Here is a 22,512-nt window from a genome sequence, read left to right on the forward strand (position 1 = left end):
CGGGGCTCTCATTCCCCGTACGCGGTTACGTCATGCCAGCATACGGTGAGGAATGGCACGGTGGGCGGGGTGTGACGGACTCCCCTTCGCCGGGTTCCGGACGAGGTCCTCGCGGCCCCTCAGCCGCGCTCGCCCAGGACGTGCAGCTGCGTCGCCACGGAGTGGAAGCCGGGCTCCTCCGCCGCCGCCAGTTCCAGCCGGAGCAGCGCGTCCAGGGCGCCGGGCTCGGTGTCGACCAGGACGCCGGGCACGAGGTCGGCGAAGACCCGCACCCCGTGCACGGAGACGGCGCGCAGGCCGGCGTCGGTGACCAGCCCGGTGAGCTCCCCCGCGGTGAACCTGCGCGGCAGCGAGTCGCCTGCCCCCCATCGCCCGTCGGGGTCGGTCAGCGCGTGCTGGGCCTCGGCGAAGTGCCCGGCCAGGGCGCGGGCGAGCACGGCGCCGCCGCGCCCGGCGGCGAGCAGGCTGACCGACCCGGCCGGCCGCAGCGCACCCACCACGCTGCGCACGCCTTCCGCGGGGTCGTCCACGTACTCCAGGACGCCGTGGCACAGCACCATGTCGTACCCGCCGGGCCGCACCACGTCGAGCAGGCCCTGGGTGTCGCCCTGGACGCCGCTGACCCGCTCGGTGACGCCGGCCTCGGCGGCACGGCGCTCCAGCGCGAACAGCGCGTCGGGGCTGGGGTCGACGACGGTGACCCGGTGGCCGAGGCGAGCGACGGGCACCGCGAAGTTGCCGGTGCCGCCGCCGGTGTCGAGGACGTCGAGGACCGGGGAGTCCGCGGCCTTGGCCCGCCGTTCCAGGGCCTCCCGCAGCACCTCCCACACCACTGCGGTACGGAGGCTGGCGCGGGGGCGGATCGAGTCCGCCCCTCCTTGCGGGGACCCTGGGCGGGACATGGCGGGCGGCTCTCCTCGCGGCATTCGCACGGGCGGTTCACATACGCGTGGGTCCCACTCTAGATGGTGCCGGTCCGGGCACCAGCGGAGTGCTGCCCTGCAGGGCGGGCCGGAGCAGCAGCATCCGCTCGACCAGCCGCAGGAACATCGACGCGGCCCGGACCAGGTCGTCGGCGTCGCGGGCACTGGCCGCGCCGGCGATGCCCGCCTCGGCCCGGGCCCGGCGGCCGGCGCCGGCCGCGAACAGGGCGCTCCACTCGGCCAGTTCGGGCGCGACCTCGGGCAGCACCTCCCAGGCGGAGCGTATCCGGCGGCGGCGCCTGGCGGTCTGCTCCGGCCGGCCGCGCACGGCGAGCACGGCGGCCGCGGTGCGCAGGGCGGCGAGGTGGGCCGTCGCGTAGCGCTCGTTGGGGGCCTCCAGGGCGGCGGCCTCCTCCAGGCCGCTGTGCGCCTGGGTCAGCAGGTCGAGGGCGGCGGGCGCCGCGGTGGCGCGGCGCAGCACGGGGTGGACGTCGCTCCCCGGGCCGGCGGGGCGGCGGCCGGGGGCGCCCGGGCCGGCGGCATGACCGGTGGCGCCGGGAACGGCGGATGTCGTCATGGCGTGCCTCCTTTCTCCGTTACGTGCGCTCCTTCGCGGTTGTCTCCGTACGCCCCATACTGAGGCCACCCACTGACAATCGCCCTGACCTGCGCAAACACCGCTTTTTGCCGAACGCGCGTGCGGAATGGGGGCCGGAGCGCCCGGAGCTTGATCAATCCGGCGAACGCGCCCGCGTCCGGGCGGGCAGAATCGGGGCCATGAGTACCGCACGACGCCAGGCCACCCGGCAGAAGCTCTACGAGGCCGCCGTCACCCTGATCGCCGAGCAGGGCTTCTCCGCCACCACGGTGGACGAGATCGCCGAGCGGGCCGGGGTCGCCAAGGGCACCGTCTACTACAACTTCGCCAGCAAGAACGACCTGTTCGAGGAACTGCTGCGGCACGGCGTGGGGCTGCTCACCCATTCCCTGCGGACGGCCGCCGACCGGGCCGCGGCCCGCGGCGGCAGCAATGTGGACGCCCTGGACGAGATGATCCGCGCCGGGCTGGCCTTCATCCTGCGCTACCCGTCCTTCACCCAGCTCTATGTCGCCGAACTGTGGCGGACCAACCGCACCTGGCAGGAGACCCTGATGATGGTCCGCCAGGAGACGGTCGCGGTGGTGGAGAAGGTGCTCGGCGACGCGGTCCGCGCCGGTGAGCTGAGCGAGGAGATCGACATCCCGCTGACCGCGTCGGCCCTGTTCGGCATGGTGCTGGTGGCCGCCCTGGACTGGCGGGCGTTCCAGCCGGAGCGGAGCCTGGACGAGGTGCACGCGGCGCTGTCGCGACTGCTGCGGGGCCGGGTGGGCGGCGCTGCCGCCCGCAGGTGAGGTGCCCGCGGGCGGCCGGATCCGGTGGCGGCGGGCGGGGCGGCCCGGCGGCGCCGGGCTTCACCGCGCGCCGCCGGACCGCCGCCGCCCCCCACCGGCGCGGAACCCCCGTTGCGAGCCGGTCCGCGGGGCTCCGCCGCCCCGTGTCGGCGGAGCCGGGCCGCGTGCCCGCTCGCGGCACCCACCTTTCCGGTCCCGCCCCCCGCGCGCCCATCCGTATTCGTACTCATGTCGCCGGCGGCCGCGTACCCAGTGCGCCGCGCGCCCGGTGCCGGGCCCATTCGCTAGAGTCCGGGCCATGTCCGTACTCCCGCTCGTGTTCACCAGCGGCTGGGCGAGCGGGATCAACGCCTACGCCGTGGTCCTCCTGCTCGGCGTCATGGGCAGGACCGGGGCCACCGACCATGTGCCCGTGTCGCTGCAGCGCACCGATGTGCTGGTGGTGGCCGGGCTGCTGTTCCTGTGCGAGGCGGTGGCCGACAAGATCCCGTACGTGGACACCGTCTGGGACGTCGTGCACACCGTGGTGCGGCCGGTCGCGGGCGGTGTGGTGGCGGCGCTGCTGGCCGGGCACGCGGGGTCGCTGTCGCACCTCGCGGCCGGCGCGATCGGCGGGTCGGCGGCGCTGGCCGCCCACCTGGTGAAGGCCGGCACCAGGATGGCGGTCAACACCTCGCCCGAACCCGTCAGCAACATTGTGCTCAGCACCGCCGAGGACCTCACCGTCGCGGCACTGGTCGTCTTCGCCCTCTTCCACCCGCTGGCCGCCGCCTTGGTTGCGGCCCTCCTGCTGGCGGCGGGCGCCACCACGGTGGTCCTCCTCTTCTCCCGGGTCCGCCGCTTCCTGCGCCGGCGGCGCGAACGCCGTGCCGCCCGGCGGCCGGGCGGGACCGTGCCCGGCACCCCGGCGGCGGGCTGACCGCGGCCACGCCGCTACCCTGCCTCCCATGGCACGGATCGCGGTGGTCGGCGCGGGTATGGGCGCAATGGCGGCGGCTGCGCGGCTCGCCACGGGCGGCCACCAGGTGGTGGTGTTCGAGCGGTCGGGGACGTACGGGGGAGGCGTCGGTCGCCACGAGCGCGACGGCTTCGCCTTCGACACCGGTCCCGGCCTGCTGACGCTGCCCGCCGTCTACCGCGACCTGTTCGTGAAGACCGGGCGGGAGAGCCTGGAGCAGACCGTAGAACTGGTGCGGGCGGACCCGGCCGCCCGCCACCTGTTCCCCGACGGCACGGACGTCTCGCTTCCCAACGCCTCGCGGTCCGGGGTGATCGAGGCCCTGGACGCGGCCTTCGGCGCGGGCAGCGGCGAGCGGTGGAGCGAGGTGATGGTCAGGGCGCGCCAGGTCTGGGAGGTCACCCGGCGCCCGCTGCTGGAGGACACCTTCGGCCCGGCGGCGCGGGAGCTGGCCCGCGACCCGTATCCCGCGGCCGTGCGCCGCGGCCTCTTCCGGCGCGGCGCCCCGACCCTCGCCGAGGTCGGCGCGCGCGAACTGCGCGATCCGCGGCTCGCCGCGCTGCTGGCCTGCCACGCCCTCGGGTACGGCTTCGATCCCCGCTCGGCGCCCGCCTCGGCGGCCGTACTGCCGTACGTGGAGCAGACCTTCGGGGTTTGGTACGTGCGCGGGGGCGGTCTGCGGGCGCTGGCCCGGGCGGTGTACGAGCGGTGCCTGGCGCGGCGGGTGGAGTTCCGGTTCGGCGCCGCCGTGGCGCGGGTGCTGGAGCGGGACGGGCGGGTCTCGGGCCTCGAACTGGCCGACGGGACAGGCTGGGAGGCGGACGTGGTGGTGGCGGGGGCGCCAGTGCCGTCACTTCCGGCGGCCGGGCCGCCGGAGCCGGGGCGGTTCGGCGTCCACCTGGCGCTGCGCGGCGGCCGGCCCGAGGACGCCGTGCACCGCACGGTGGTGCACGCCCGGACTCCGGAGGCGGGGCTGGACTGGCTGTTCGGCGAACCGCCGGGTGCGCCGCCTCAGGACGCCGCGGCGCTCACGGTGACGGTGCTGCGGCCCGACGACCCGGCGCTGCGGCCCGACGACGCGCACGAGGCGGTCACGCTGACGGCGACGGTGCCGCCGCACGGCGCGGTGGACTGGGACGGCCCCGGCGTGGCCGACGCGTTCGCCGAACTGCTGGTGAGCGCGGCGGAGGCGGCCGTCCCCGGTTTGCGCGAGCGGGAGTTGTGGCGCGCGGCGCGCTCTCCCGCGGACACCGAGCGCGAGACGGGCGCGCCCGGCGGCGGTGTCCCGCGGCCCGCCCTCGCCGGGGCCGGCGGTTCCTTCCTGCGCCCGGCGAACCGCACCCCCCTGGACGGCCTGTACTTCGTGGGCGGTTGGACCCACCCGGGCGGCGGCCTCCCCCACGCCGGCATGTCCGGGGCGATCGCCGCCGACCTCGTCATGGGCGGCCCGGGCGGCAGCCGCTGATCCCCCGGACCCGCGACCTCATTCACCTCGTTGGAGATCGTTAAGCGCGCGGGGCGCCGAATTCAACTGATCGGGCGGAAAGGGGCGCCGGGGCCGTCGGGGCGGCCCGGCACGACCTAGCGTTGTGGTGGGGATCGGCACAGGCCGTAGGGAAAATCGGGGGGATGGAGATGCCGCAGCCGTTCGAACTGCCGCAGTTCTATGTGCCGTATCCGGCCCGGCTCAATCCGTGCCTGGAGGGGGCCCGGGCGCACTCGAAGGGCTGGGCCCGCGAGTTCGGGATGATCGAGGGGTCGGGGATCTGGGACGAGGGGGATTTCGACTCGCACGACTACGCGCTGCTGTGCGCCTGCACCCACCCCGACGCCTCGGGGCCGGAGCTCGACCTGGTCACCGACTGGTATGTGTGGGTGTTCTTCTTCGACGACCACTTCCTGGAGCTGTTCAAGCGCGGCCGGGACATGCCGGGTGCGAAGGCGTACCTGGACCGGCTGCCCGCGTTCATGCCGGTGGACCCGGCGCCGGTGCCGGAGCCGGCCAACCAGGTGGAGGCGGGGCTGGCCGACCTGTGGGCGCGGACCGTGCCGTCGATGTCGCGCGACTGGCGGGAGCGCTTCCACACCAGCACCCGCAACCTGCTGGAGGAGTCGCTGTGGGAGCTGTCCAACATCAGCGCGGGCAGGGTGTCGAACCCGGTCGAGTACATCGAGATGCGCCGCAAAGTGGGCGGCGCGCCCTGGTCGGCCAACCTGGTGGAGCACGCGGCCGGCGCCGAGGTGCCGGCCGCGATCGCGGCGAGCCGGCCCATGCGGGTGCTGCGCGACTGCTTCGCCGACGGCGTCCACCTGCGCAACGACCTGTTCTCGTACCAGCGCGAGACCGAGGTCGAGGGCGAGCTGGCGAACGCGGTCCTCGTCCTGGAGCGGTTCCTGGGGCTGGGCCCGCAGGAGGCCGCGGACAAGGTCAATGAGCTGCTGACGTCGCGGCTGCAGCAGTTCGAGCACACCGCCCTCACCGAGGTGGAGCCGCTCCTGCAGCGGTCCGGGCTGGGACCGCGGGAGCGGATGGACGTGTTCGCTTACGTCAAGGGGCTGCAGGACTGGCAGTCCGGCGGCCACGAGTGGCACCTGCGCTCCAGCCGGTACATGAACGGCGCCCGGGACGGCGCCGGCGGGGCGGCGGCGCCGCTCGCCGGTCCGACCGGCCTGGGCACGTCGGCCGCTCGGATCGTCACCTCGCTGGCCGCGACCATGCCGCGGCGGCTGCGCGGCTACACCCATGTGCCGTACCAGGACGCCGGGGAGGTACCGCGGCCGCCGCTCCCGATGCCGTTCGCGCTGCGTCTGAGCCCGCATCTGGAGGCGGCGAGGGAGCACGGCCTGGCCTGGGCCCGGCGGCTGGGGATGGTCGGCGCCGACCCCGGCTACCCGCTGCCGGGCGGGTTGTGGAACGAGGAGAAGTACGCCGCTTACGACCTCGCCCTGTGTGCCGCAGGCCTGCACCCCGACGGGGACCGGCAGGGCGTGGAGCTCGCCACGGACTGGCTGGTGTGGGGGACGTACGGCGACGACTACTACCCCGCGGTGTTCGGCCGCGGCGGGGGCCTGGCCGCGGCCCGGCTCGCCACCGACCGCCTGATGCTGTTCACGCCGCTGGACGCCGGTCCGGTGCCGCCGCCGCTGACCGCCCTGGAGCGGGGCCTGGCCGACCTGTGGCCGCGGACCGCCGGGCCGCTGCCGCCCGGGGCCCGCGGCCGGTTCCGCACGGCGGTCCGGGAGATGTGCGAGAGCTGGCTGTGGGAGCTGGCCAACCACGAGCAGCACCGTATCCCCGATCCGGTCGATTACATCGAGATGCGGCGGCTGACCTTCGGCTCCGACCTGACCATGAGCCTTTCCCGGTTCACGCACGCCGACGCGCTGTCCGACGAGGTCCTCGCCTCCCGCCCGGTGCGGTCCATGGAGGCCGCCGCGTCCGACTGGGCCTGCCTGGTCAACGACGTGTTCTCGTACCGGAAGGAGATCCGGTACGAGGGGGAGATCCACAACGCGGTGCTGGTGGTGGGGAACTTCCTGGACTGCGGCCCGGGCGAGGCGATGGGCGTGGTCGGCGACCTGATCGCCGCCCGCATGGAGGAGTTCCAGCACATCACCGGGACGCAACTGCCCGCGCTCTTCGAGGAGTTCGCCCTGGACGCCGGCGCGCGCGAGGCTCTGCTGCGCTACGCGGGGGAGCTGCGCGCCTGGATGGCCGGGATCCTCAACTGGCACAGCCACGTCGACCGCTACAAGGAGGAGACGCTGCGCCGGTTCCACCCGGAGGTGGCGGCGGGCACGCCGGTGCGGGCGGCGCCGTCGGGCCTCGGCACGGCGGCGGCCCGGCTCGCGGGGGTACTGGCGGGAGCGGGGGTGGCGCGTCCGTCCTGAGCGGCCGGGGGCCGCGGGCCGCGACGGGTGCGGCCCGCGGCGCCCGCGCAGGATTCACTAACGGCCGGGCTCAGGGCCGCGGTCAACAACGGCCGGGTTCAGTAGCGGTAGGGGTCGTACGGGTCGTGGTCGGCGGTGTACTGCGGCTGGGGCGGCTCCTGGGCGCCGGCCTGCTCGTACGCGGGCTGGTGCTGCTGCTGCGGGATGTACGGCTGCGCCTGCGGGTCGTAGCCCGCGCCGCCCCGCGCTCCGGGGTACGGCTCCTGGTGCTCCTGGTGCTCCTGCACGGGCCACTGGCCGCTGCCGTAGCCGCCGTCGTAGCCCCCGTAGTGGTAACCGCCCGTGTCGTAGCCCCCAGCGGCGGGCTGCTCCTGGTGGCCCGCCTGCTCGTACCCGGCCTGCCCGTGCCCGTCCTGCCCGTAGCCGTCCTGTCCGTGGCCGCCCTCGGCGTGGGCGCCCTGCCCGTACCCGCCCTGTCCGTTCCCGCCCTGCCCGTACCCGTCCTGCGCGTACCCGTATGCCTGGCCGCCCCAGCCGTCCTGCGCGTAACCGGGGTCGTAGCCGTCGTACGAGGCGGTGGCGGGGGCGGGCTGCGGCTCGGCGCCCCAGCCCGCGTACCCGTGGGCCCCGTAGCCCTCGTATCCCCCGCTGGTGTACGGGTCGGGGGTGTAGGAGGAGTTGCCGTCGTACAGCGGGTACTCGCCGCTGTCGTCGTGCATCGGGACCGGCTGATAGACGGCGGTGGCGTCGTCCCGCTCGGCCAGGAGGTCCCGGCCCTCGCCGACCGCGTCCTCGTGCGACTCCTCGACCGGGGTGACCGCGAGGGTCGGCTCGGCGGAAGGGTAGGCGGCGCTGGTGCGGCGGCCCAGGCGCAGGGCGCCGATGCCGCCGCGCAGCGCCCACCCGGCGGAGAAGCCGCGCTTGTAGGAGAGGGTCACGAAGGTCTGCCCGGTGCCGAACGCGGCCGCGCCCAGCATGATCAGCACGACCTCGCGCAGCGCGACCCCGCCGACCACGCCCAGGAACCCGGCGAAGGCCAGCAGCCGCCAGCGCAGCCGGGCCTTGTGCTGCAGCAGCACCTCGCCCAGCAGCCACAGCGCGACGATCCCGAACGCGATGTAGAGCACCGAGTAACCCACGTGCCCACTTCCCTCACCTAGGTTCTCCCCCTGCCTCAGGCGGAGGGACCGCCGGCCCGCTGGTGCAGCCCGAGGTTCTGGTAGATCTCCAGCGACGCGGTGGAGTGGTTAAGAGTAATGAAGTGCAGCCCCGGGATGTCCTCGGCCATCAGACGCCGGCACATCTCGGTGGTGAACTCGATGCCGATGGCGCGCACCGCGGCGGGGTCGTCCCGCACGGCCAGCAGTCGTTCGGCCAGGTCGGGTGGGAAGGGTGCGTTGCCGAGCTGGGAGAAGCGCTCGATCTGCCGGACGTTGGTGACCGGCATGACCTCGGGGATGATCGGGACGGTGCAGCCGGCCCGGTCGACGCGGTCGCGCAGCCGCAGGTAGGCCTCCGGGTCGAAGAACATCTGGGTGATCGCGAAGTCCGCGCCGGCCCGGCACTTGTCGAGGAAGTGGCGGGTGTCGGCGGCGGCGTCGGTGGAGCGCGGGTGCATCTCGGTGAAGGCGGCGACGCCCACGCAGAAGTCACCCGAGTCCTTGATCAGCCGGACCAGGTCCGCCGCGTACGTCAGGCCCTGCGGGTGCGGGACCCACTCCCCCAGGGGGTCGCCGGGCGGGTCGCCCCTGATGGCCAGCATGTTGCGGATCCCGGCGTCCGCGTACTGGCCGATGATGTTGCGCAGCTCGGCGACCGAGTGGTTGACCGCCGTGAGGTGGGCGCACGGGGTGAGGGTCGTGTCCGAGACGATGCGGTCGGTGGCCCGCACGGTGCCCTCACGGGACGAGCCGCCGGCACCGTACGTCACCGAGACGAACGTCGGCTGGACGGCCTCGATCCGCCGGATCGCGTTCCACAGCGTGCGCTCGCCCTTCTCCGTCTTGGGCGCGGCGAACTCGAACGAGTACGAGCGGTCGCCACCGGCCAGCAGCTCACGGATGGTGACTGCTCGGTCGGTACGGGTGGAGGCGGTTCCGAGGGCCATGTATGCAGGTTAACCGGCGGTGGCGACCGAGCGTAACCGTTCCGGTGGATATGGCGGATTAGTGCCGTTTCCCGTCCACCTGCTGGACGCACGGGCGCGGGGCGGGCGGCACCCGGGGACGCCGGGAAGCGGTCAGTCACCCGCCGCGCGCAGCGCCTTGGACAGCGCGGCGGCGGCCGCTGCGGGGTCGGGGGCCTCGGTGAGGGCGCGGACCACGACGACGCGCCGGGCGCCGGCGGCGAGCACGTCGGGGAGGTTGGTGAGGTCGATGCCGCCGATGGCGAACCAGGGGCGGCCGGCCGGGAGGGCCGCGGCGTATCGGACGAGGGACAGGCCGGGTGCCGGGCGCCCCGGCTTGGTGGGGGTGGGCCACACGGGTCCGGTGCAGAAGTAGTCCGCGCCCTCCTCGCGGGCGGCGGCGTCCACCTCCGCCTCGGCGTGGCAGGAGCGGCCGATGAGCACCCGTTCGCCGAGGATGGCGCGCGCGGCCGGTACGGGGAGGTCGCCCTGCCCCAGGTGCAGGACGTCCGCACCGGCCGCGTGCGCCACGTCGGCCCGGTCGTTGACGGCGAGCAGCTTGCCGTGCCTGCGGCACGCGGCCGCGAGCACGGCGAGCGCGGCGAGTTCCTCGCGGGCCTCGATGCCCTTCTGGCGGAGCTGGATGACGTCCACCCCGGCGCCGAGCACCGCGTCCGCGAACTCGGCGAGGTCGCCGCGCCCGGCCCGGGCGTCGGTGCACAGGTACAGCCGGGCGTCGGCGAGCTGCTCGCGTGCTGCGGTGGTCATCCGGGCTCCCAGGGTCGGCGCCGGAGCCGCTTCCGCGTACGCCGCTAGCGCACGGGAGCCGCGGAGGACCGGATCGGGCGCGGGCTACACGGCGAGCGCCTGCGCGCGGCGCTTCACCTCGGTCCCGCGATTCTCGCGCAGCGCCTGGGCGGGGGTGCCGGGCAGGGTCGGGTCAGGCGTGAAGAGCCACTCCAGGGCCTCCTCGTCGGTGAACCCGTCGTCCTTGAGCAGTGTCAGCGTGCCCGGCAGACCTTTGACGATCTTGCCGTCGCCGATGAAGTCACTGGGGACCATCAGCACCCTGTTCTCCCCGCGCCTGACCGCGATGAGCTGCCCTTCCTTGATCAGCGGCCGGATGCGGGTCACGTCGAGACCGAGACGCTCGGCCACTTCGGGCAGGGTGAGCCAGGAGGGGACCAGGGCGTCGATACGTGCGTCAACAGACGAAAAATCAGTCACGGGACAAGCCTGCCACCAGCCGCCGACAACCGCTGCGGCTACGACACCGCGCGCACGGCCGGTCGGGTCAGCGAACCGCCGACTTCAGCGGGACGGCGGGGTCCGCGGCGACCACCGGGTCCAGCTGGGCCGAGCGGGTGATGAGCTTGCGCGCCTGCGCCAGGTCGCGCGGCCGGCCGACCGCGAGCAGCGCCCTGAGCTCCCCGTCGCGCAGCCACAGCGCCGTCCAGGCGGGCCCGTCCGGATCGCCGCGCATCAGCAGGGTGTCCTCGCCGGTGTGGTGCCCCGCGTACTGCACGAACCGCCCGAACTGCTCGGACCAGAAGTACGGCACGGGGTCGTACCGCTCGTCGCCGCCCAGCAGGTTGGCGGCGGCGGTGCGCGGGCCCTGGGCGGCGTTGTCCCAGTGGTGGACCAGCAGCCGCCGCCCGTAGCGAGCGGAGGGGAAGGACGCGCAGTCGCCGACGGCGTAGACGTCGGGAACGGTGGTGCGCAGCCGGTCGTCGGCGAGGACCGCGCCGTCGTCGTCGAGGGCGACCGCCGAGCCGCCGAGCCAGCCGGTCTGGGGGCGGGCGCCGATGCCGACGACGACGGCCTGCGCGACCAGCCGGGAGCCGTCGGCCAGCACCACCGCGCCGGGTTCCACGGCCGCGACCGGGGTGCCGGTGCGCAGGTCCACGCCCGCCTCCTCGTACCAGCCGCGCATGGGGGCGGTGACGGCGGCGGGCAGCGCGCCGGCCAGCGGGCGGTCGGCCGCCTCGACCACGGCGACCTCGCAATCGGCCTGGCGCGCTGCGGTGGCGAACTCCGCGCCGATCCAGCCCGCGCCCACCACCACGATCCGCCGCCGCTCGGCCAGCACCGGGCGCAGCGCGGCGGCGTCGTCCAGCGTCCGCAGCGGGTACACGTCGGGCAGCCCGGCCGTGCCCGGCAGTGTCACCGCGTAGGCGCCGGTGGCGATGACGAGCTTGTCGTAGGCCAGGACGCCGGAGGCGGTGACGATCTCGTGGCTGTCGGCGCGCAGCGCCTCGGCGCGCGCCCCGAGCCGCAGTTCCACGTCGAGCGCCGCGAAGTCCACGTCGAACCGCACGTCGACGTCCTCGGTGCCCTGGGCGGCGCCCAGCAGCACCGCCTTGGACAGCGGCGGCCGGTCGTACGGCGGGTGCGGCTCGTCCCCCAGTACGAGGACGGGGCCGCGCCAGCCCTGCTGCCGCAGTTCGACAGCGGTCTGCACCCCGGCCATCCCGGCCCCGACGATCACGGCACGCTCCATGCTCACGTGATCACGGTAGCCCGCCCGCCGTACCTCCTGTGGCCGGTCCGGCAGGCGTGCCGCCGGCCGGGGGCGGCGGGTACCCCGCGCGGGGGCGGTGGGGATAGGGTGACCGGTGCCAGAGAACACGCGGGAGCCCGGACGACCGGGCTGAGAGGGCGGCTGACCGGCCGCCGACCGTAAGAACCTGATCCGGGTCATGCCGGCGAAGGGAGGGCGTAGCGCATGAGCCATGCCGGTCCGGTGGGCACAGGCGGTACGAGCGGTACGGAAGACGCGCGTGGCACGGAAGCGCGTGGTACGGAAGACGCGCGCAGTACGGAAGCGCACGGTACGAACGGTGCGCACGGTACGCGCGGCACGGACGTCCTCGTGGTCGGCGGCGGGCTGATCGGCCTGGTCACCGCGTGGCGGGGCGCTCAGCGCGGGCTGCGGGTGACGGTCGCGGACCCGGATCCGGGAGGCGGGGCGGCCAGGGTCGCGGCGGGCATGCTGGCGGCGGTCACCGAGCTGCAGTACGGCGAGCAGACGCTGCTGGACCTCAACAGGGCCTCGGCGGAGCGCTATCCGGACTTCGTCGCCGAACTGGAGGAGGCCACGGGCCTGGAGACGGGCTACCGCCGCTGCGGCACGCTCGCCGTCGCCCTGGACGCCGACGACCGCGCCCACCTGCGCGACCTGCACGCCTTCCAGACCTCGCTGGGCCTTTCCGCCCAGTGGCTCAGCGGGCGCGACTGCCGCCGCCTGGAGCCGCTGCTGGCCCCCGGCGTACGCGGCGGTCTGCGGGTGGACGGCGACCACCAGGTCGATCCGCGGCGGCTGGCGGCGGCGCTGCTCGCGGCGGCGCAGCGGGCCGGCGTGGTGCTGCTGCGCGCCGCGGTGGCCCGGATCACGCGGGCCGGGGACCGCGTCACCGGCGCGGTGCTCACCGACGGCACGGTGGTCGCCGCCGGCCGTACGGTCCTGGCCGCCGGGAGCGGGAGCGGGCGGGTGGCGGGGCTACCGGACGAGGCGCTTCCGCCGGTGCGCCCGGTCAAGGGCCAGATCCTGCGGCTGCGGGTCCCGGCCGCGCACGCGCCGTTCCTGTCCCGCACGGTGCGCGCGGTGGTGCGCGGCAGCCACGTCTACCTGGTGCCGCGGGAGAACGGCGAGTTGGTGCTCGGCGCGACAAGCGAGGAGTTCGGCTGGGACACCACGGTCACCGCCGGCGGGGTCTACGAACTGCTGCGCGACGCCCACGAACTGGTCCCCGGGATCACCGAACTCCCGCTCGCCGAGATGCTCGCGGGCCTGCGCCCCGGCACTCCCGACAACGCCCCGGTGCTCGGCCCGTCCGCCCTGGACGGGCTGCTGCTGGCCACCGGCCACCACCGCAACGGCGTCCTGCTCACCCCGATCACCGGCGACGCGATGGCCGAGACCCTCACCACGGGCGAACTGCCGTCGTACGCACGCCCGTTCGCCGCCCACCGGTTCGCCCCCGCACGGCAGGAGCAGACGGTATGACGATCACCGTCCAGGTGAACGGCGAGAGCCGCGCCTTCGACCCCCCGACCGCCCTCGGCGACATCGTCGCCTGCCTCACCTCTTCCCCCTCGGGCGTGGCCGCCGCCCTCAACGAGACGGTCGTCCCGCGCGGCCAGTGGCCCACCACCGAGGTCCGCGACGGCGACCGGGTCGAAGTGCTGACCGCGGTGCAGGGAGGCTGAGCGATGACGGTCACGACACCGCCGGAAACCGGGCGGGACGAGCCGCTGACGATCGCGGGGACCCGGTTCTCCTCCCGGCTGATCATGGGCACGGGCGGCGCGCCCAGCCTGGAGGTGCTGGAGCGGGCGCTGCTGGCGTCGGGCACGGAGCTGACGACCGTGGCGATGCGGCGGCTGGACCCGACGACCAAGGGCTCGGTGCTGTCGGTGCTGCGGCGGCACGGGATCCGGGTGCTGCCGAACACGGCGGGCTGCTTCACCGCGGGCGAGGCGGTGCTGACCGCGCGGCTGGCCCGGGAGGCGCTCGGCACGGACTGGGTGAAGCTCGAAGTCATCGCGGACGAGCGGACGCTGCTGCCCGATCCGGTCGAACTCCTCGGCGCCGCCGAGACCTTGGTCGACGACGGCTTCACGGTGCTGCCGTACACCAGCGACGACCCCGTGCTGGCCCGCAGGCTGGAGGACGTCGGCTGCGCCGCGATCATGCCGCTCGGTTCGCCGATCGGGTCGGGGCTCGGCATCCGCAACCCGCACAACTTCCGGCTCATCACCGAACGCGCGGGCGTCCCGGTCGTCCTCGACGCCGGCGCCGGCACCGCCTCCGACGTGGCCCTCGCCATGGAACTGGGCTGCGACGCCGTGATGCTGGCCTCGGCGGTCACCCGCGCCCAGGACCCGGTCCGCATGGCCGCCGCCATGCGGCACGCCGTCACGGCCGGCCACCTCGCCGCGGGCGCGGGCCGCATCCCCAGGCGCCACCACGCCCTGGCGTCGAGCCCGGTCGAGGGCACGGCCGCCTTCGACCCGGAGCGCCCGGCGTTCTGACCAGGGCGGCTCCCCAGGCGGCCACGGTCACGGTTGTGTCCCGGATCCGCACGGTGCGGACACAGCGGGCGCGTACCGCTGGATGGGGGACGCGGCGCTCGTAGAATCGGGCGTCGTGGACATCACCGTGCAGGACCCGCTTGTCGGACAGGTGCTCGACGGGCGCTACAGGGTCGAGGGGCGTATCGCGGTCGGCGGGATGGCGACGGTCTACAAGGCCGTCGACCTGAGGCTGGACCGCGTCCTCGCGCTGAAGGTGATGCACCCCGGGCTCGCGGCCGACACCGGCTTCGTGGAGCGGTTCATCCGCGAGGCCAAGGCGGTCGCGCGGCTCACGCACCCCAACGTCGTCGGCGTCTACGACCAGGGCACCGACGGCACATACGTGTACCTGGCCATGGAGTACGTCGCCGGCCGCACCCTGCGCGACCTGCTGCGCGAACGCGGCGCGCTCACCCCGCGCGAGGCCCTCGACATCCTCGAACCCGTGCTGGCCGCCCTGGGCGCGGCCCACCGCGCGGGTCTGATCCACCGGGACATGAAGCCGGAGAACGTCCTCATAGGCGACGCCGGCGCCTCCCACGCGGACGGCCACGGCGACGGCGACGGCCACGGCCCGGGCCGGGTGAAGGTCGCCGACTTCGGGCTCGTCCGCGCGGTGGACACGCAGACCGGAGCGACCACGGGCACGGTGCTGGGGACGGTGTCCTATCTCGCGCCCGAGCAGATCGCGAACGGCGCCGTGGACCAGCGCACCGACGTGTACGCGTGCGGTGTGGTGCTGTACGAGATGCTGACCGGGGTGAAGCCGCACACCGGTGACACCCCGATGCAGGTGATCCTGCGGCACCTGGGCGAGGACGTGCCCGCGCCCTCCGCCGCCGTCCCGGGCCTGTCCCCCCGGCTGGACGCCCTGGTGGCCAGCGCCGCCGCCCGCGACCCCGGCGGACGCCCGGCGGACGCTTCGGCGATGCTGTCCGAGGTCCGCGCGGCGCGGGCCGCGCTCACCCCGGACGAGCTCGACGCACGGCCGGCCACGCGGCCGGTGGCGGGCCCCGAGGACCCGACCAGCGTCGTGCCCCTGCCGGTGTCGGTGGCGGCCGGCGACGGCGGGCTGAACCGTACGAGCAGGCTCACCCTCCCGCCGGCCGGACCCGCCGGGGAACCCCCGGCGCCCGGGACCCGCGGGCAGAAACGGCGCGGCCCGCGGGGGCCGCTGGCCGTGCTGCTCGCGCTGCTGGTCCTGGCGGGAGTCGGCGCGGGCGTCTGGTACGTCAGCGACGGCCGCTTCACGAAGGTCCCGGGCGTGCTGGCGCTTCCGCAGGCGCAGGCGCAGAAGAAGCTGGCCAGGGCCGGGCTGGACACCAAGGTGACCAGGGACTACTCGCTGACCGTGCCGGTCGGCAGCGTGATCTCCACCGATCCCGCGCCGGGCGGGCGGATCCGCGACAACGGCACGGTCACGCTGACCGTCTCCAGGGGCCCGCGGGTGGTCCGGGTGCCGGACGTCGCCGGCCGCCCGCTGGCGACCGCGCAGAAGGAGATCAAGGACGCCGGGCTCGTGCCCGGCACGGTCACGAAGACGTTCAGCGACGACGTGCCGGCCGGCCAGGTGATCTCCACGAACCCCGCGGGGGCCACCGACCGCTCCCCCGGCACCCCCGTGGCCGTCACGGTCTCGCGCGGCTCGGCGGTGGAGGTCCCGGACGTGATCGGGGAGTCGCCCGACAAGGCGCAGAGCGACTTGGAGGACGCCGGGCTGAAGGTGGTCATCGCGCCGGACCGGGTCTACTCCGACGAGGCCGACAAGGACACGGTGGCGCGGGAGACCCCGGGCGGCGGCAGCCAGGCCGGCGAGGGCGAGACGGTCACGATCACGTTGTCCAAGGGCGAGCAGACGTTCCCCGTGCCCGACGTGAAGGGCAAGAACGTGGACGACGCCAAGCAGATCCTTCAGGACGCGGGGTTCGACGTCCGGGTGATCAACCTCTTCTTCGGCGACACCGTCTTCAGCCAGTCCCCGACGGGCCAGGCCCCGGCGGGCGCGACCATCACCCTGTGGGCCCGCTGAGCCCCCCGGGACGTCACAGCTCGGGCCCGTCGCCCGGTTCCTCCTGGTAGGAGTAGCGCTGCTCACGCCACGGGTCGCCCAGGTTGTGGTACCCGCGCTCCTCCCAGAACCCGCGGCGGTCGGCCGTCATGTACTCCACGCCCCGCACCCACTTGGGCCCCTTCCAGGCGTACAGGCGGGGTACGACCAGCCGGACCGGGAAGCCGTGCTCGGCGGTGAGCGGCTCGCCGCCCTTGTGGGTGGCGAATATGCAGGAGTCGTCGAGGAAGTCCGCCAGGCGCAGGTTCGCGGAGAAGCCGTACTCGGCCCAGACCATGACGTGGGTGACGTCGGGGGCCGGCGGGGCCAGCTTGGCGACGGTGGAGGCGGCGACCCCGCCCCACTCGACGTCGAGCATGGAGAACTTGGTGACGCAGTGGAAGTCGGCGATGACCGTGTGGTACGGGAGCGCCGAGAACTCCTCGTGGTTCCAGCCGGTGGCGCCGCCGTCGGCCGTCGCGCCGAAGACCCGGAACTCCCAGCGGTCCGCCTTGAACCGCGGCACCGGACCGTAGTGGGTGACCGGCCAGCCCCGCTGGAGCCGCTGCCCGGGAGGGAGCTGCTCCCCGCGATGCTCGGACTCACCCATGCATCCATGGTGACAGACCGGACGTAATGCTTCTGACCCGCCCCGAGGCGTGGGAGGATGCGGCCGGGGAAGCCACGGGGGGCCGAACGGAAGGACGGCGTCATGCAGGGCGACCCAGAGGTCATCGAGTTCCTGAACGAACAGCTGACCGCCGAGCTGACCGCCATCAACCAGTACTTCCTGCACGCCAAGATGCAGGAGCACTTCGGCTGGCTGAGGCTCGCCCGGCACACCCGCGCCGAGTCGTTCGACGAGATGCGCCACGCCGAGATCCTCACCGACCGGATCCTGCTGCTGGAGGGCCTGCCCAACTACCAGCGGCTCTTCCACGTCCGGGTGGGGCAGAGCCTCACGGAGATGTTCCAGGCGGACAAGCAGGTCGAGGTCGAGGCCATCGACCGGCTGCGCCGCGGCATCGAGCTGATGCGGGCCAAGGGCGACGTGACCTCGGCGAACGTGTTCGAGTCGATCCTGGCGGACGAGGAGGAGCACATCGAGTACCTGGACACCCAGCTCGACCTGGTCGAGAAGCTGGGCGAGGCGCTCTACATCGCCCAGCAGATCGAGCAGCCGGACGCGGGCGGCGGCGCCGCCGGCGGCTGAGGACGGCCGGCGGTCAGGCCGCGCGTACCGCCGGCTCCGCGTCGGCGGCGGCCACGGGGACGACTGGCTCCACCACGCGAACCGGCTCCACCACGCGAACCGGCTCCGCGGCGGGCGCGACCGGCGCCGGCCTCTCCTTCGTCACGCGGCCCGCCCCGCGCCCCAGCAGTGCCTGGATGCGCCGGACGCAGGACCCGCAGTCGGTGCCCGCCTTGCAGGCGGAGGCTATCTGGCGGGGGGTGCAGCGGCCGTCGGCGTAATGCTGCTCGACCTGCTCTTCGGTGATGCCGAAGCAGGAGCAGACGTACACGCGGTCACCGCCGTTTCCGGGCTCGGGGAGTGAGGTAACCCTTACCTTACCCGGACCCGACCGGGGGAGAAAAGCCGCGAGGGGTGCGGATCGGTGTGATCCGCGCCCCTCGCGTACGGGCAGGAGTCGACGGAGTCAGCCCCGGTACATCTCCGCCACCAGGAACGCCAGGTCGAGCGACTGGCTGCGGTTCAGCCGCGGGTCGCACGCCGTCTCGTAGCGCTGGTGCAGGTCGTCGACGAAGATCTCGTCGCCGCCGCCGACGCACTCGGTGACGTCGTCGCCGGTCAGCTCGACGTGGATGCCGCCCGGGTGGGTGCCCAGGCCGTGGTGCACCTCGAAGAAGCCCTTGACCTCGTCCAGGACGTCGTCGAAGCGGCGGGTCTTGTGGCCCGAGGCGGCCTCGAAGGTGTTGCCGTGCATCGGGTCGCACACCCAGGCGACCTGCGCGCCGGAGGCGGTGACCTTCTCCACCAGGGTCGGCAGTTTGTCGCGCACCTTGTCCGCGCCCATCCGCACGACGAAGGTGAGCCGGCCCGGCTCGCGCTCCGGGTCGAGGCGGTCGATGTACGCCAGCGCCTCCTCCGGGGTGGTCCCCGGGCCCAGCTTCACGCCCAGCGGGTTGCGGATCCGCGAGGCGAACTCGATGTGGGCGCCGTCGAGCTGCCGGGTGCGCTCGCCGATCCACACCATGTGCCCGGACACGTCGTACAGCTGCCCGGTCCGCGAGTCGACGCGGGTCAGCGCGGACTCGTAGTCCAGCAGCAGCGCCTCGTGCGAGGCGTAGAACTCGACGGTGCGGAACTCGGCCGGGTCGGCGCCGCAGGCGGCCATGAAGTTCAGCGCGCGGTCGATCTCGCGGGCGACCGCCTCGTAACGCTGCCCGGACGGCGAGGACTTCACGAAGTCCTGGTTCCAGGCGTGCACCTGGCGCAGGTCGGCGTAGCCGCCGGTGGTGAAGGCCCGCACCAGGTTCAGGGTGGACGCCGAGGCGTGGTACATCCGCTTGAGCCGCTGCGGGTCGGGGATCCGGGCCTCGGCGGTGAACTCGAAGCCGTTGACGGAGTCGCCGCGGTACGTCGGCAGCGTGACGCCGTCGCGGGTCTCGGTCGGCTTGGAGCGCGGCTTGCTGTACTGACCGGCGATCCGGCCGACCTTGACGACCGGCACCGAGGCCGCGTACGTCAGCACCGCTCCCATCTGGAGCAGTGTCTTGAGCTTGTTGCGGATCTGGTCGGCGCCGACGGCGTCGAACGCCTCGGCGCAGTCGCCGCCCTGGAGCAGGAACGCCTCCCCCTTGGCCACGGCGCCCATCCGGGCGCGCAGCTGGTCGCACTCCCCGGCGAAGACGAGCGGCGGATACGAGGCGAGGTCGGCGACCACATCGCGCAGAGCCTCGGGATCGGGCCACTCGGGCTGCTGCGCCGCGGGAAGAGAGCGCCAGGTGTTGCCACCGGCGTGGAGTTCTGCGTTCACGGTCACGTTCCCACACTACGGCGTCCCGGCGGCCGGGTTTCGCTCGGCTCACTGGGTGAGACATGGGGGCGCCGCGGCCGGGGTGACCGCCGCGGCCGGTGGGGTGGTTGATAACGTCACCACGTTCTGGAGGCGACCGCCCCACCGGGCGGCCGCCGGGGAGGGGCGCGCCCAACCGTGCCGACGAAGCCAAGGGCTGCAGGTTGACAACTGAACGACGCAAGAGACAGCACCGCCGCAAGAAATCCACGATCGCCTACGGAGCCGCCGGCCTGGTCCTGGCCGCCTCCGTCACCTACGGAACCATCGCCCTCGCCTCGCCGTCGTCGTCGGACTCCCCCGACGCGAAGGCGGGCACCTCGAACCCGCACGCGCTGCAGGACGCCTTCGCGTCCGCCGCGAAGGAGTTCAAGGTGCCGCAGAGCGTGCTGATGGCCGTCTCGTACCGCCAGACCCTGTGGGAGTCCCACGGCGGCCGGCCGAGTACGACCGGAAACTACAATGTCATGGGCCTGACGCAAGTCGAGCCGCAGGACGTCGCACGGCCGACGCGGGCCGGGAGCCTGTCGGAGATGAACCTCAGCGGCGACCCGAAGATCATGAAGCGCTTCAACGCCACTCGGGCACTGAAGAGCGTCCCGGCCGCGGTGGACACCTCCGACCCGCGGCTGCACACGCTCGACGCCGCCGCCAAGCTGATCGGCAGCTCCCCCGACACCCTGCGCTCCGACCCGCGGGAGAGCGTCAGGGGCGCCGCCGCGCTGCTCAAGAGCTACGAGCAGAAGGCCGTGGGCTCGCTGCCGGACGACGCGGGCCACTGGTACGCGGCGGTCGAGCGGTACAGCCAGTCGCCCGACCGCCATGGGGCCGAGCTCTTCGCGAACCGGGTCTTCGAGACGATCAGGACGGGCGCCTCGCGGGTCACCGCCGACAACCAGCTGGTCACCCTGACCGCGTCGCCCGACGTCACGCCGGTCACGTCGGTGAAGGCCCCGCTGGCGGCGGCCACGACCAACACCCTCGCGACCACGAGCACCGCGGCCACCCCGGCCACGGAGTGCCCGTCGTCGCTGACCTGCACCTTCGTCCCCGCGGCGTTCACCGCCGACAGCTCCGGCGGCATCGAGGGCAACTACAACCCGGCCAACCGCGTCGCCGGCCCGCCCGCCGCGGGCAAGGAGGACATCCGCTACATCGTCGTCCACGACATGGAGGGGACGGTCGCCGGCAGCATCAAGGTGTTCCAGGATCCGACCAAGTCGGCCAGCGCCCACTACCTGGTCGGGCAGGACGGCCAGGTGACGCAGATGGTGCAGACCAAGGACGAGGCGTGGCACGCGGCCAACAAGACCGTGAACATGCACTCGGTCGCCATCGAGAACGAGGGCTTCGCCGTCGACAAGTCCACCTGGTACGTGGAGTCGGAGTACGACTCGTCGGCCGCGCTGGTGAAGTACCTGGCCGGGAGGTTCGGCATCCCGCTGGACCGGCAGCACGTCATCGGCCACGACGAGGTGCCGGGTGTCGTCGACTCCCTGGTGTCGGCGCAGCACTGGGACCCGGGTCCCTACTGGGACTGGAACCACTTCATGGACCTGGTCGGCGCCCCGACCGGTGCCGGTGGCGCGGGCGGTCCGCTCAAGGTCGGCCAGGAGATCACCATCGCGCCGCCGTTCACGACGGCCAACGCGCCGACGGTGACCTACAACCCGCCGGACGGATCGGGGACGCAGACGTACACCCGGCCGGCCAACTTCGTGTGGCTGCGCACCTCGCCGTCGGCCACCGCGCCCCTGCTGTCCGACCTCTACCTGCGCTCTTCGGGCAGCGGCACCAACCAGGCCCCGGACTGGGGTGACAAGGCCGTCGCCGGCGGCCGCTACGTGGTGGCGGGTGTCTCCGGGAACTGGACGGCCATCTGGTACGGCGGGCAGAAGGCCTGGTTCTCCAACCCCGGCGGCCAGTGGACCGCGCCGGTCGGAAAGACCGCGCAGCCGCTGATCGCGCCCAAGGCCGGCGCCGCCTCGATCCCGGTCTTCGGCCGCGCGTACCCGGACGACGCCGCCTACTCCGGCACCGGCGTCCCGGTGCAGAACAACAACGACGCCTCCCTGACCAAGTACCTCGTCCACTCCGGCGAGGCGTACGTCCAGGCCGGACCCGAGGCGGTCGGCGACTACTACAACGGCGGCACGTACGCCGGGACGTCGGCGGGCGACCGCACCCTGGTCAGCGGGACGAACACGTTCGTCCCGATCGAGTACAACCACCGCATCGCCTGGCTCCGGTCGACCGACGTGCAGCAGATCAGCTCCACCGTGCCCGACTCCGGCGCCACCCGCAGCGACCTGATGGGCCGGGACTCCTCGGGCAACCTGTGGCAGTACCAGGGCACCGGCAGCGCCGCCTCGCCGTTCCTGGCCAAGTACAAAATAGGCGGCGGGTGGAGCGTCTACAACGTGATCACCGCGCTGACCCCGCTGCACGCGAACGGCACCGGTGACATCGTCGCCCGGGACAGCTCCGGGTACCTGTGGTACTACCAGGGCAGCGGCAGCATCGACCAGCCGTTCAAGGCCCGGGTCAAGGTCGGCGGGGGCTGGGGCCCCTACACCTACCTGGCCGGGGTCGGCGACGTGACCGGCGACGGCAAGGCCGACCTGATCGCCCGCACCAGCGGCGGCGTGCTGTACCTCTACCAGGGGACCGGCAACGTCACGTCGCCCTTCGCGGCCCGGGTGCAGGTCGGCAGCGGCTGGAACATGCACAACGCGCTCGTCGGCGTGGGCGACCTCACCGGCGACGGCAAGGCCGATTTGATCGCCCGCTCGACCACCGGTGTGCTCTACCTGTACAAGGGCACGGGCAGCGCGACCGCGCCGTTCGGCACGCGGGTGCAGGTCGGCAGCGGCTGGAACATGCACAACGCGCTCATCGGCGTCGGTGACGTCACCGGCGACGGCAAGGCCGACCTGATCGCCCGCGACACCCAGGGCAACCTGTGGGAGTACAAGGGCACGGGGACGGCGACATCGCCGTTCGCGACCCGGCTCCAGGTCGGCACGGGCTGGAGCATCTACAACGCGATGTTCTGAACCGGC

General features: G+C 73.7%; 20 protein-coding genes and 1 riboswitch. Of the genes, 10 read left to right on the top strand and 10 right to left on the bottom strand.

The window, feature by feature from the left end; genetic code table 11:
* Positions 1 to 119: 119 nt before the first annotated feature.
* Positions 120 to 902 carry a methyltransferase gene (locus K7G61_RS20615; RefSeq protein ID WP_225848377.1) on the bottom strand — a complete coding sequence of 261 codons (783 nt, stop codon included), beginning with the start codon at positions 900 to 902 and terminating at the stop codon, positions 120 to 122.
* 37 nt (positions 903 to 939) lie between these two features.
* The gene (locus K7G61_RS20620; RefSeq protein WP_225848378.1) at positions 940 to 1,500 is read right to left on the bottom strand and encodes an SAV_6107 family HEPN domain-containing protein; all 561 of its coding nucleotides are present in this window, start codon (positions 1,498 to 1,500) and stop codon (positions 940 to 942) included.
* A gap of 200 nt (positions 1,501 to 1,700) precedes the next feature.
* Here K7G61_RS20620 and K7G61_RS20625 point away from each other — a divergent pair, with 200 nt between their 5' ends.
* The 4 genes from K7G61_RS20625 (at position 1,701) to K7G61_RS20640 (ending at position 7,164) form a co-directional block, all read left to right on the top strand.
* On the top strand, positions 1,701 to 2,315 hold the full coding sequence (locus K7G61_RS20625) for a TetR/AcrR family transcriptional regulator (protein ID WP_225848379.1): 615 nt from the start codon (positions 1,701 to 1,703) through the stop codon (positions 2,313 to 2,315).
* Between the two features lie 298 nt (positions 2,316 to 2,613).
* The gene (locus K7G61_RS20630; protein WP_225848380.1) at positions 2,614 to 3,234 is read left to right on the top strand and encodes a DUF4126 domain-containing protein; all 621 of its coding nucleotides are present in this window, start codon (positions 2,614 to 2,616) and stop codon (positions 3,232 to 3,234) included.
* Positions 3,235 to 3,262: 28 nt separating this feature from the next.
* Positions 3,263 to 4,738 (top strand): NAD(P)/FAD-dependent oxidoreductase, encoded by a 1,476-nt coding sequence (locus tag K7G61_RS20635; protein ID WP_225848381.1) that lies wholly within the window; start codon positions 3,263 to 3,265, stop codon positions 4,736 to 4,738.
* Between the two features lie 170 nt (positions 4,739 to 4,908).
* Positions 4,909 to 7,164, top strand: coding sequence for a germacradienol/geosmin synthase (locus K7G61_RS20640; protein WP_225848443.1), 2,256 nt, complete (start codon positions 4,909 to 4,911; stop codon positions 7,162 to 7,164).
* Positions 7,165 to 7,262: 98 nt separating this feature from the next.
* Here K7G61_RS20640 and K7G61_RS20645 read toward each other — a convergent pair whose 3' ends face one another.
* The 5 genes from K7G61_RS20645 to K7G61_RS20665 form a co-directional block, all read right to left on the bottom strand.
* Positions 7,263 to 8,303, bottom strand: coding sequence for a hypothetical protein (locus tag K7G61_RS20645; RefSeq protein WP_225848382.1), 1,041 nt, complete (start codon positions 8,301 to 8,303; stop codon positions 7,263 to 7,265).
* Positions 8,304 to 8,338: 35 nt separating this feature from the next.
* The gene (metF, locus tag K7G61_RS20650) at positions 8,339 to 9,271 is read right to left on the bottom strand and encodes a methylenetetrahydrofolate reductase [NAD(P)H] (protein ID WP_225848383.1); all 933 of its coding nucleotides are present in this window, start codon (positions 9,269 to 9,271) and stop codon (positions 8,339 to 8,341) included.
* 132 nt (positions 9,272 to 9,403) lie between these two features.
* The gene (gene thiE, locus K7G61_RS20655; RefSeq protein WP_225848384.1) at positions 9,404 to 10,057 is read right to left on the bottom strand and encodes a thiamine phosphate synthase; all 654 of its coding nucleotides are present in this window, start codon (positions 10,055 to 10,057) and stop codon (positions 9,404 to 9,406) included.
* A gap of 84 nt (positions 10,058 to 10,141) precedes the next feature.
* On the bottom strand, positions 10,142 to 10,516 hold the full coding sequence (locus K7G61_RS20660) for an Rv2175c family DNA-binding protein (protein WP_225848385.1): 375 nt from the start codon (positions 10,514 to 10,516) through the stop codon (positions 10,142 to 10,144).
* Between the two features lie 67 nt (positions 10,517 to 10,583).
* Positions 10,584 to 11,789: an NAD(P)/FAD-dependent oxidoreductase gene (locus K7G61_RS20665; protein ID WP_225848444.1), complete on the bottom strand. Its 1,206-nt coding sequence runs from the start codon at positions 11,787 to 11,789 to the stop codon at positions 10,584 to 10,586.
* Positions 11,790 to 11,908: 119 nt separating this feature from the next.
* Positions 11,909 to 12,020: riboswitch (TPP riboswitch) on the top strand.
* Here K7G61_RS20665 and thiO point away from each other — a divergent pair.
* The 4 genes from thiO to pknB all read left to right on the top strand — a co-directional run bounded on the left by thiO (position 12,015) and on the right by pknB (position 16,394).
* Positions 12,015 to 13,295 (top strand): glycine oxidase ThiO, encoded by a 1,281-nt coding sequence (gene thiO, locus K7G61_RS20670; protein WP_225848386.1) that lies wholly within the window; start codon positions 12,015 to 12,017, stop codon positions 13,293 to 13,295. It overlaps the preceding riboswitch by 6 nt.
* Positions 13,292 to 13,498: a sulfur carrier protein ThiS gene (thiS, locus tag K7G61_RS20675; RefSeq protein ID WP_225848387.1), complete on the top strand. Its 207-nt coding sequence runs from the start codon at positions 13,292 to 13,294 to the stop codon at positions 13,496 to 13,498. The genes thiO and thiS overlap by 4 nt, the downstream gene beginning before the upstream one ends.
* A gap of 3 nt (positions 13,499 to 13,501) precedes the next feature.
* Complete coding sequence (locus K7G61_RS20680; protein WP_225848388.1) at positions 13,502 to 14,323, top strand: thiazole synthase; 822 nt, start codon at positions 13,502 to 13,504, stop codon at positions 14,321 to 14,323.
* A 115-nt stretch (positions 14,324 to 14,438) separates the two neighbouring features.
* Complete coding sequence (gene pknB, locus K7G61_RS20685) at positions 14,439 to 16,394, top strand: Stk1 family PASTA domain-containing Ser/Thr kinase (RefSeq protein ID WP_225848389.1); 1,956 nt, start codon at positions 14,439 to 14,441, stop codon at positions 16,392 to 16,394.
* 13 nt (positions 16,395 to 16,407) lie between these two features.
* Here pknB and K7G61_RS20690 read toward each other — a convergent pair whose 3' ends face one another.
* A complete protein-coding gene (locus K7G61_RS20690; protein ID WP_225848390.1) occupies positions 16,408 to 17,022 on the bottom strand; it encodes a sulfite oxidase-like oxidoreductase in 615 nt (204 codons plus the stop codon).
* 102 nt (positions 17,023 to 17,124) lie between these two features.
* Here K7G61_RS20690 and bfr point away from each other — a divergent pair, with 102 nt between their 5' ends.
* A complete protein-coding gene (bfr, locus tag K7G61_RS20695) occupies positions 17,125 to 17,625 on the top strand; it encodes a bacterioferritin (RefSeq protein WP_225848391.1) in 501 nt (166 codons plus the stop codon).
* A gap of 13 nt (positions 17,626 to 17,638) precedes the next feature.
* On the opposite strand, the gene K7G61_RS20700 is transcribed toward bfr, so the two are convergent.
* Entirely contained in the window at positions 17,639 to 17,935 is a 297-nt protein-coding gene (locus tag K7G61_RS20700) for a bacterioferritin-associated ferredoxin (RefSeq protein ID WP_225848392.1), read from the bottom strand.
* A 135-nt stretch (positions 17,936 to 18,070) separates the two neighbouring features.
* Positions 18,071 to 19,417, bottom strand: a complete 1,347-nt coding sequence (locus tag K7G61_RS20705; protein WP_225848393.1) for a class II 3-deoxy-7-phosphoheptulonate synthase — start codon at positions 19,415 to 19,417, stop codon at positions 18,071 to 18,073.
* A gap of 197 nt (positions 19,418 to 19,614) precedes the next feature.
* Here K7G61_RS20705 and K7G61_RS20710 point away from each other — a divergent pair, with 197 nt between their 5' ends.
* A complete protein-coding gene (locus K7G61_RS20710) occupies positions 19,615 to 22,506 on the top strand; it encodes an N-acetylmuramoyl-L-alanine amidase (RefSeq protein WP_225848394.1) in 2,892 nt (963 codons plus the stop codon).
* Positions 22,507 to 22,512 lie beyond the last annotated feature (6 nt).

It is taken from the genome of Streptomyces sp. HPF1205 (genome assembly GCF_020400825.1).
GTDB lineage: Bacteria > Actinomycetota > Actinomycetes > Streptomycetales > Streptomycetaceae > Actinacidiphila.

Bases quoted from the DNA above. Each gene is read 5' to 3' on its own strand.
- bfr (WP_225848391.1), top strand. From the start codon at position 17,125: ATGCAGGGCGACCCAGAGGTCATCGAGTTCCTGAACGAACAGCTGACC.
- K7G61_RS20620 (WP_225848378.1), bottom strand. From the start codon at position 1,500: ATGACGACATCCGCCGTTCCCGGCGCCACCGGTCATGCCGCCGGCCCG.
- K7G61_RS20615 (WP_225848377.1), bottom strand. From the start codon at position 902: ATGTCCCGCCCAGGGTCCCCGCAAGGAGGGGCGGACTCGATCCGCCCC.
- K7G61_RS20625 (WP_225848379.1), top strand. From the start codon at position 1,701: ATGAGTACCGCACGACGCCAGGCCACCCGGCAGAAGCTCTACGAGGCC.
- K7G61_RS20630 (WP_225848380.1), top strand. From the start codon at position 2,614: ATGTCCGTACTCCCGCTCGTGTTCACCAGCGGCTGGGCGAGCGGGATC.
- K7G61_RS20665 (WP_225848444.1), bottom strand. From the start codon at position 11,789: ATGGAGCGTGCCGTGATCGTCGGGGCCGGGATGGCCGGGGTGCAGACC.
- thiE (WP_225848384.1), bottom strand. From the start codon at position 10,057: ATGACCACCGCAGCACGCGAGCAGCTCGCCGACGCCCGGCTGTACCTG.
- K7G61_RS20635 (WP_225848381.1), top strand. From the start codon at position 3,263: ATGGCACGGATCGCGGTGGTCGGCGCGGGTATGGGCGCAATGGCGGCG.
- thiS (WP_225848387.1), top strand. From the start codon at position 13,292: ATGACGATCACCGTCCAGGTGAACGGCGAGAGCCGCGCCTTCGACCCC.
- K7G61_RS20640 (WP_225848443.1), top strand. From the start codon at position 4,909: ATGCCGCAGCCGTTCGAACTGCCGCAGTTCTATGTGCCGTATCCGGCC.
- thiO (WP_225848386.1), top strand. From the start codon at position 12,015: ATGAGCCATGCCGGTCCGGTGGGCACAGGCGGTACGAGCGGTACGGAA.
- K7G61_RS20680 (WP_225848388.1), top strand. From the start codon at position 13,502: ATGACGGTCACGACACCGCCGGAAACCGGGCGGGACGAGCCGCTGACG.
- K7G61_RS20690 (WP_225848390.1), bottom strand. From the start codon at position 17,022: ATGGGTGAGTCCGAGCATCGCGGGGAGCAGCTCCCTCCCGGGCAGCGG.
- metF (WP_225848383.1), bottom strand. From the start codon at position 9,271: ATGGCCCTCGGAACCGCCTCCACCCGTACCGACCGAGCAGTCACCATC.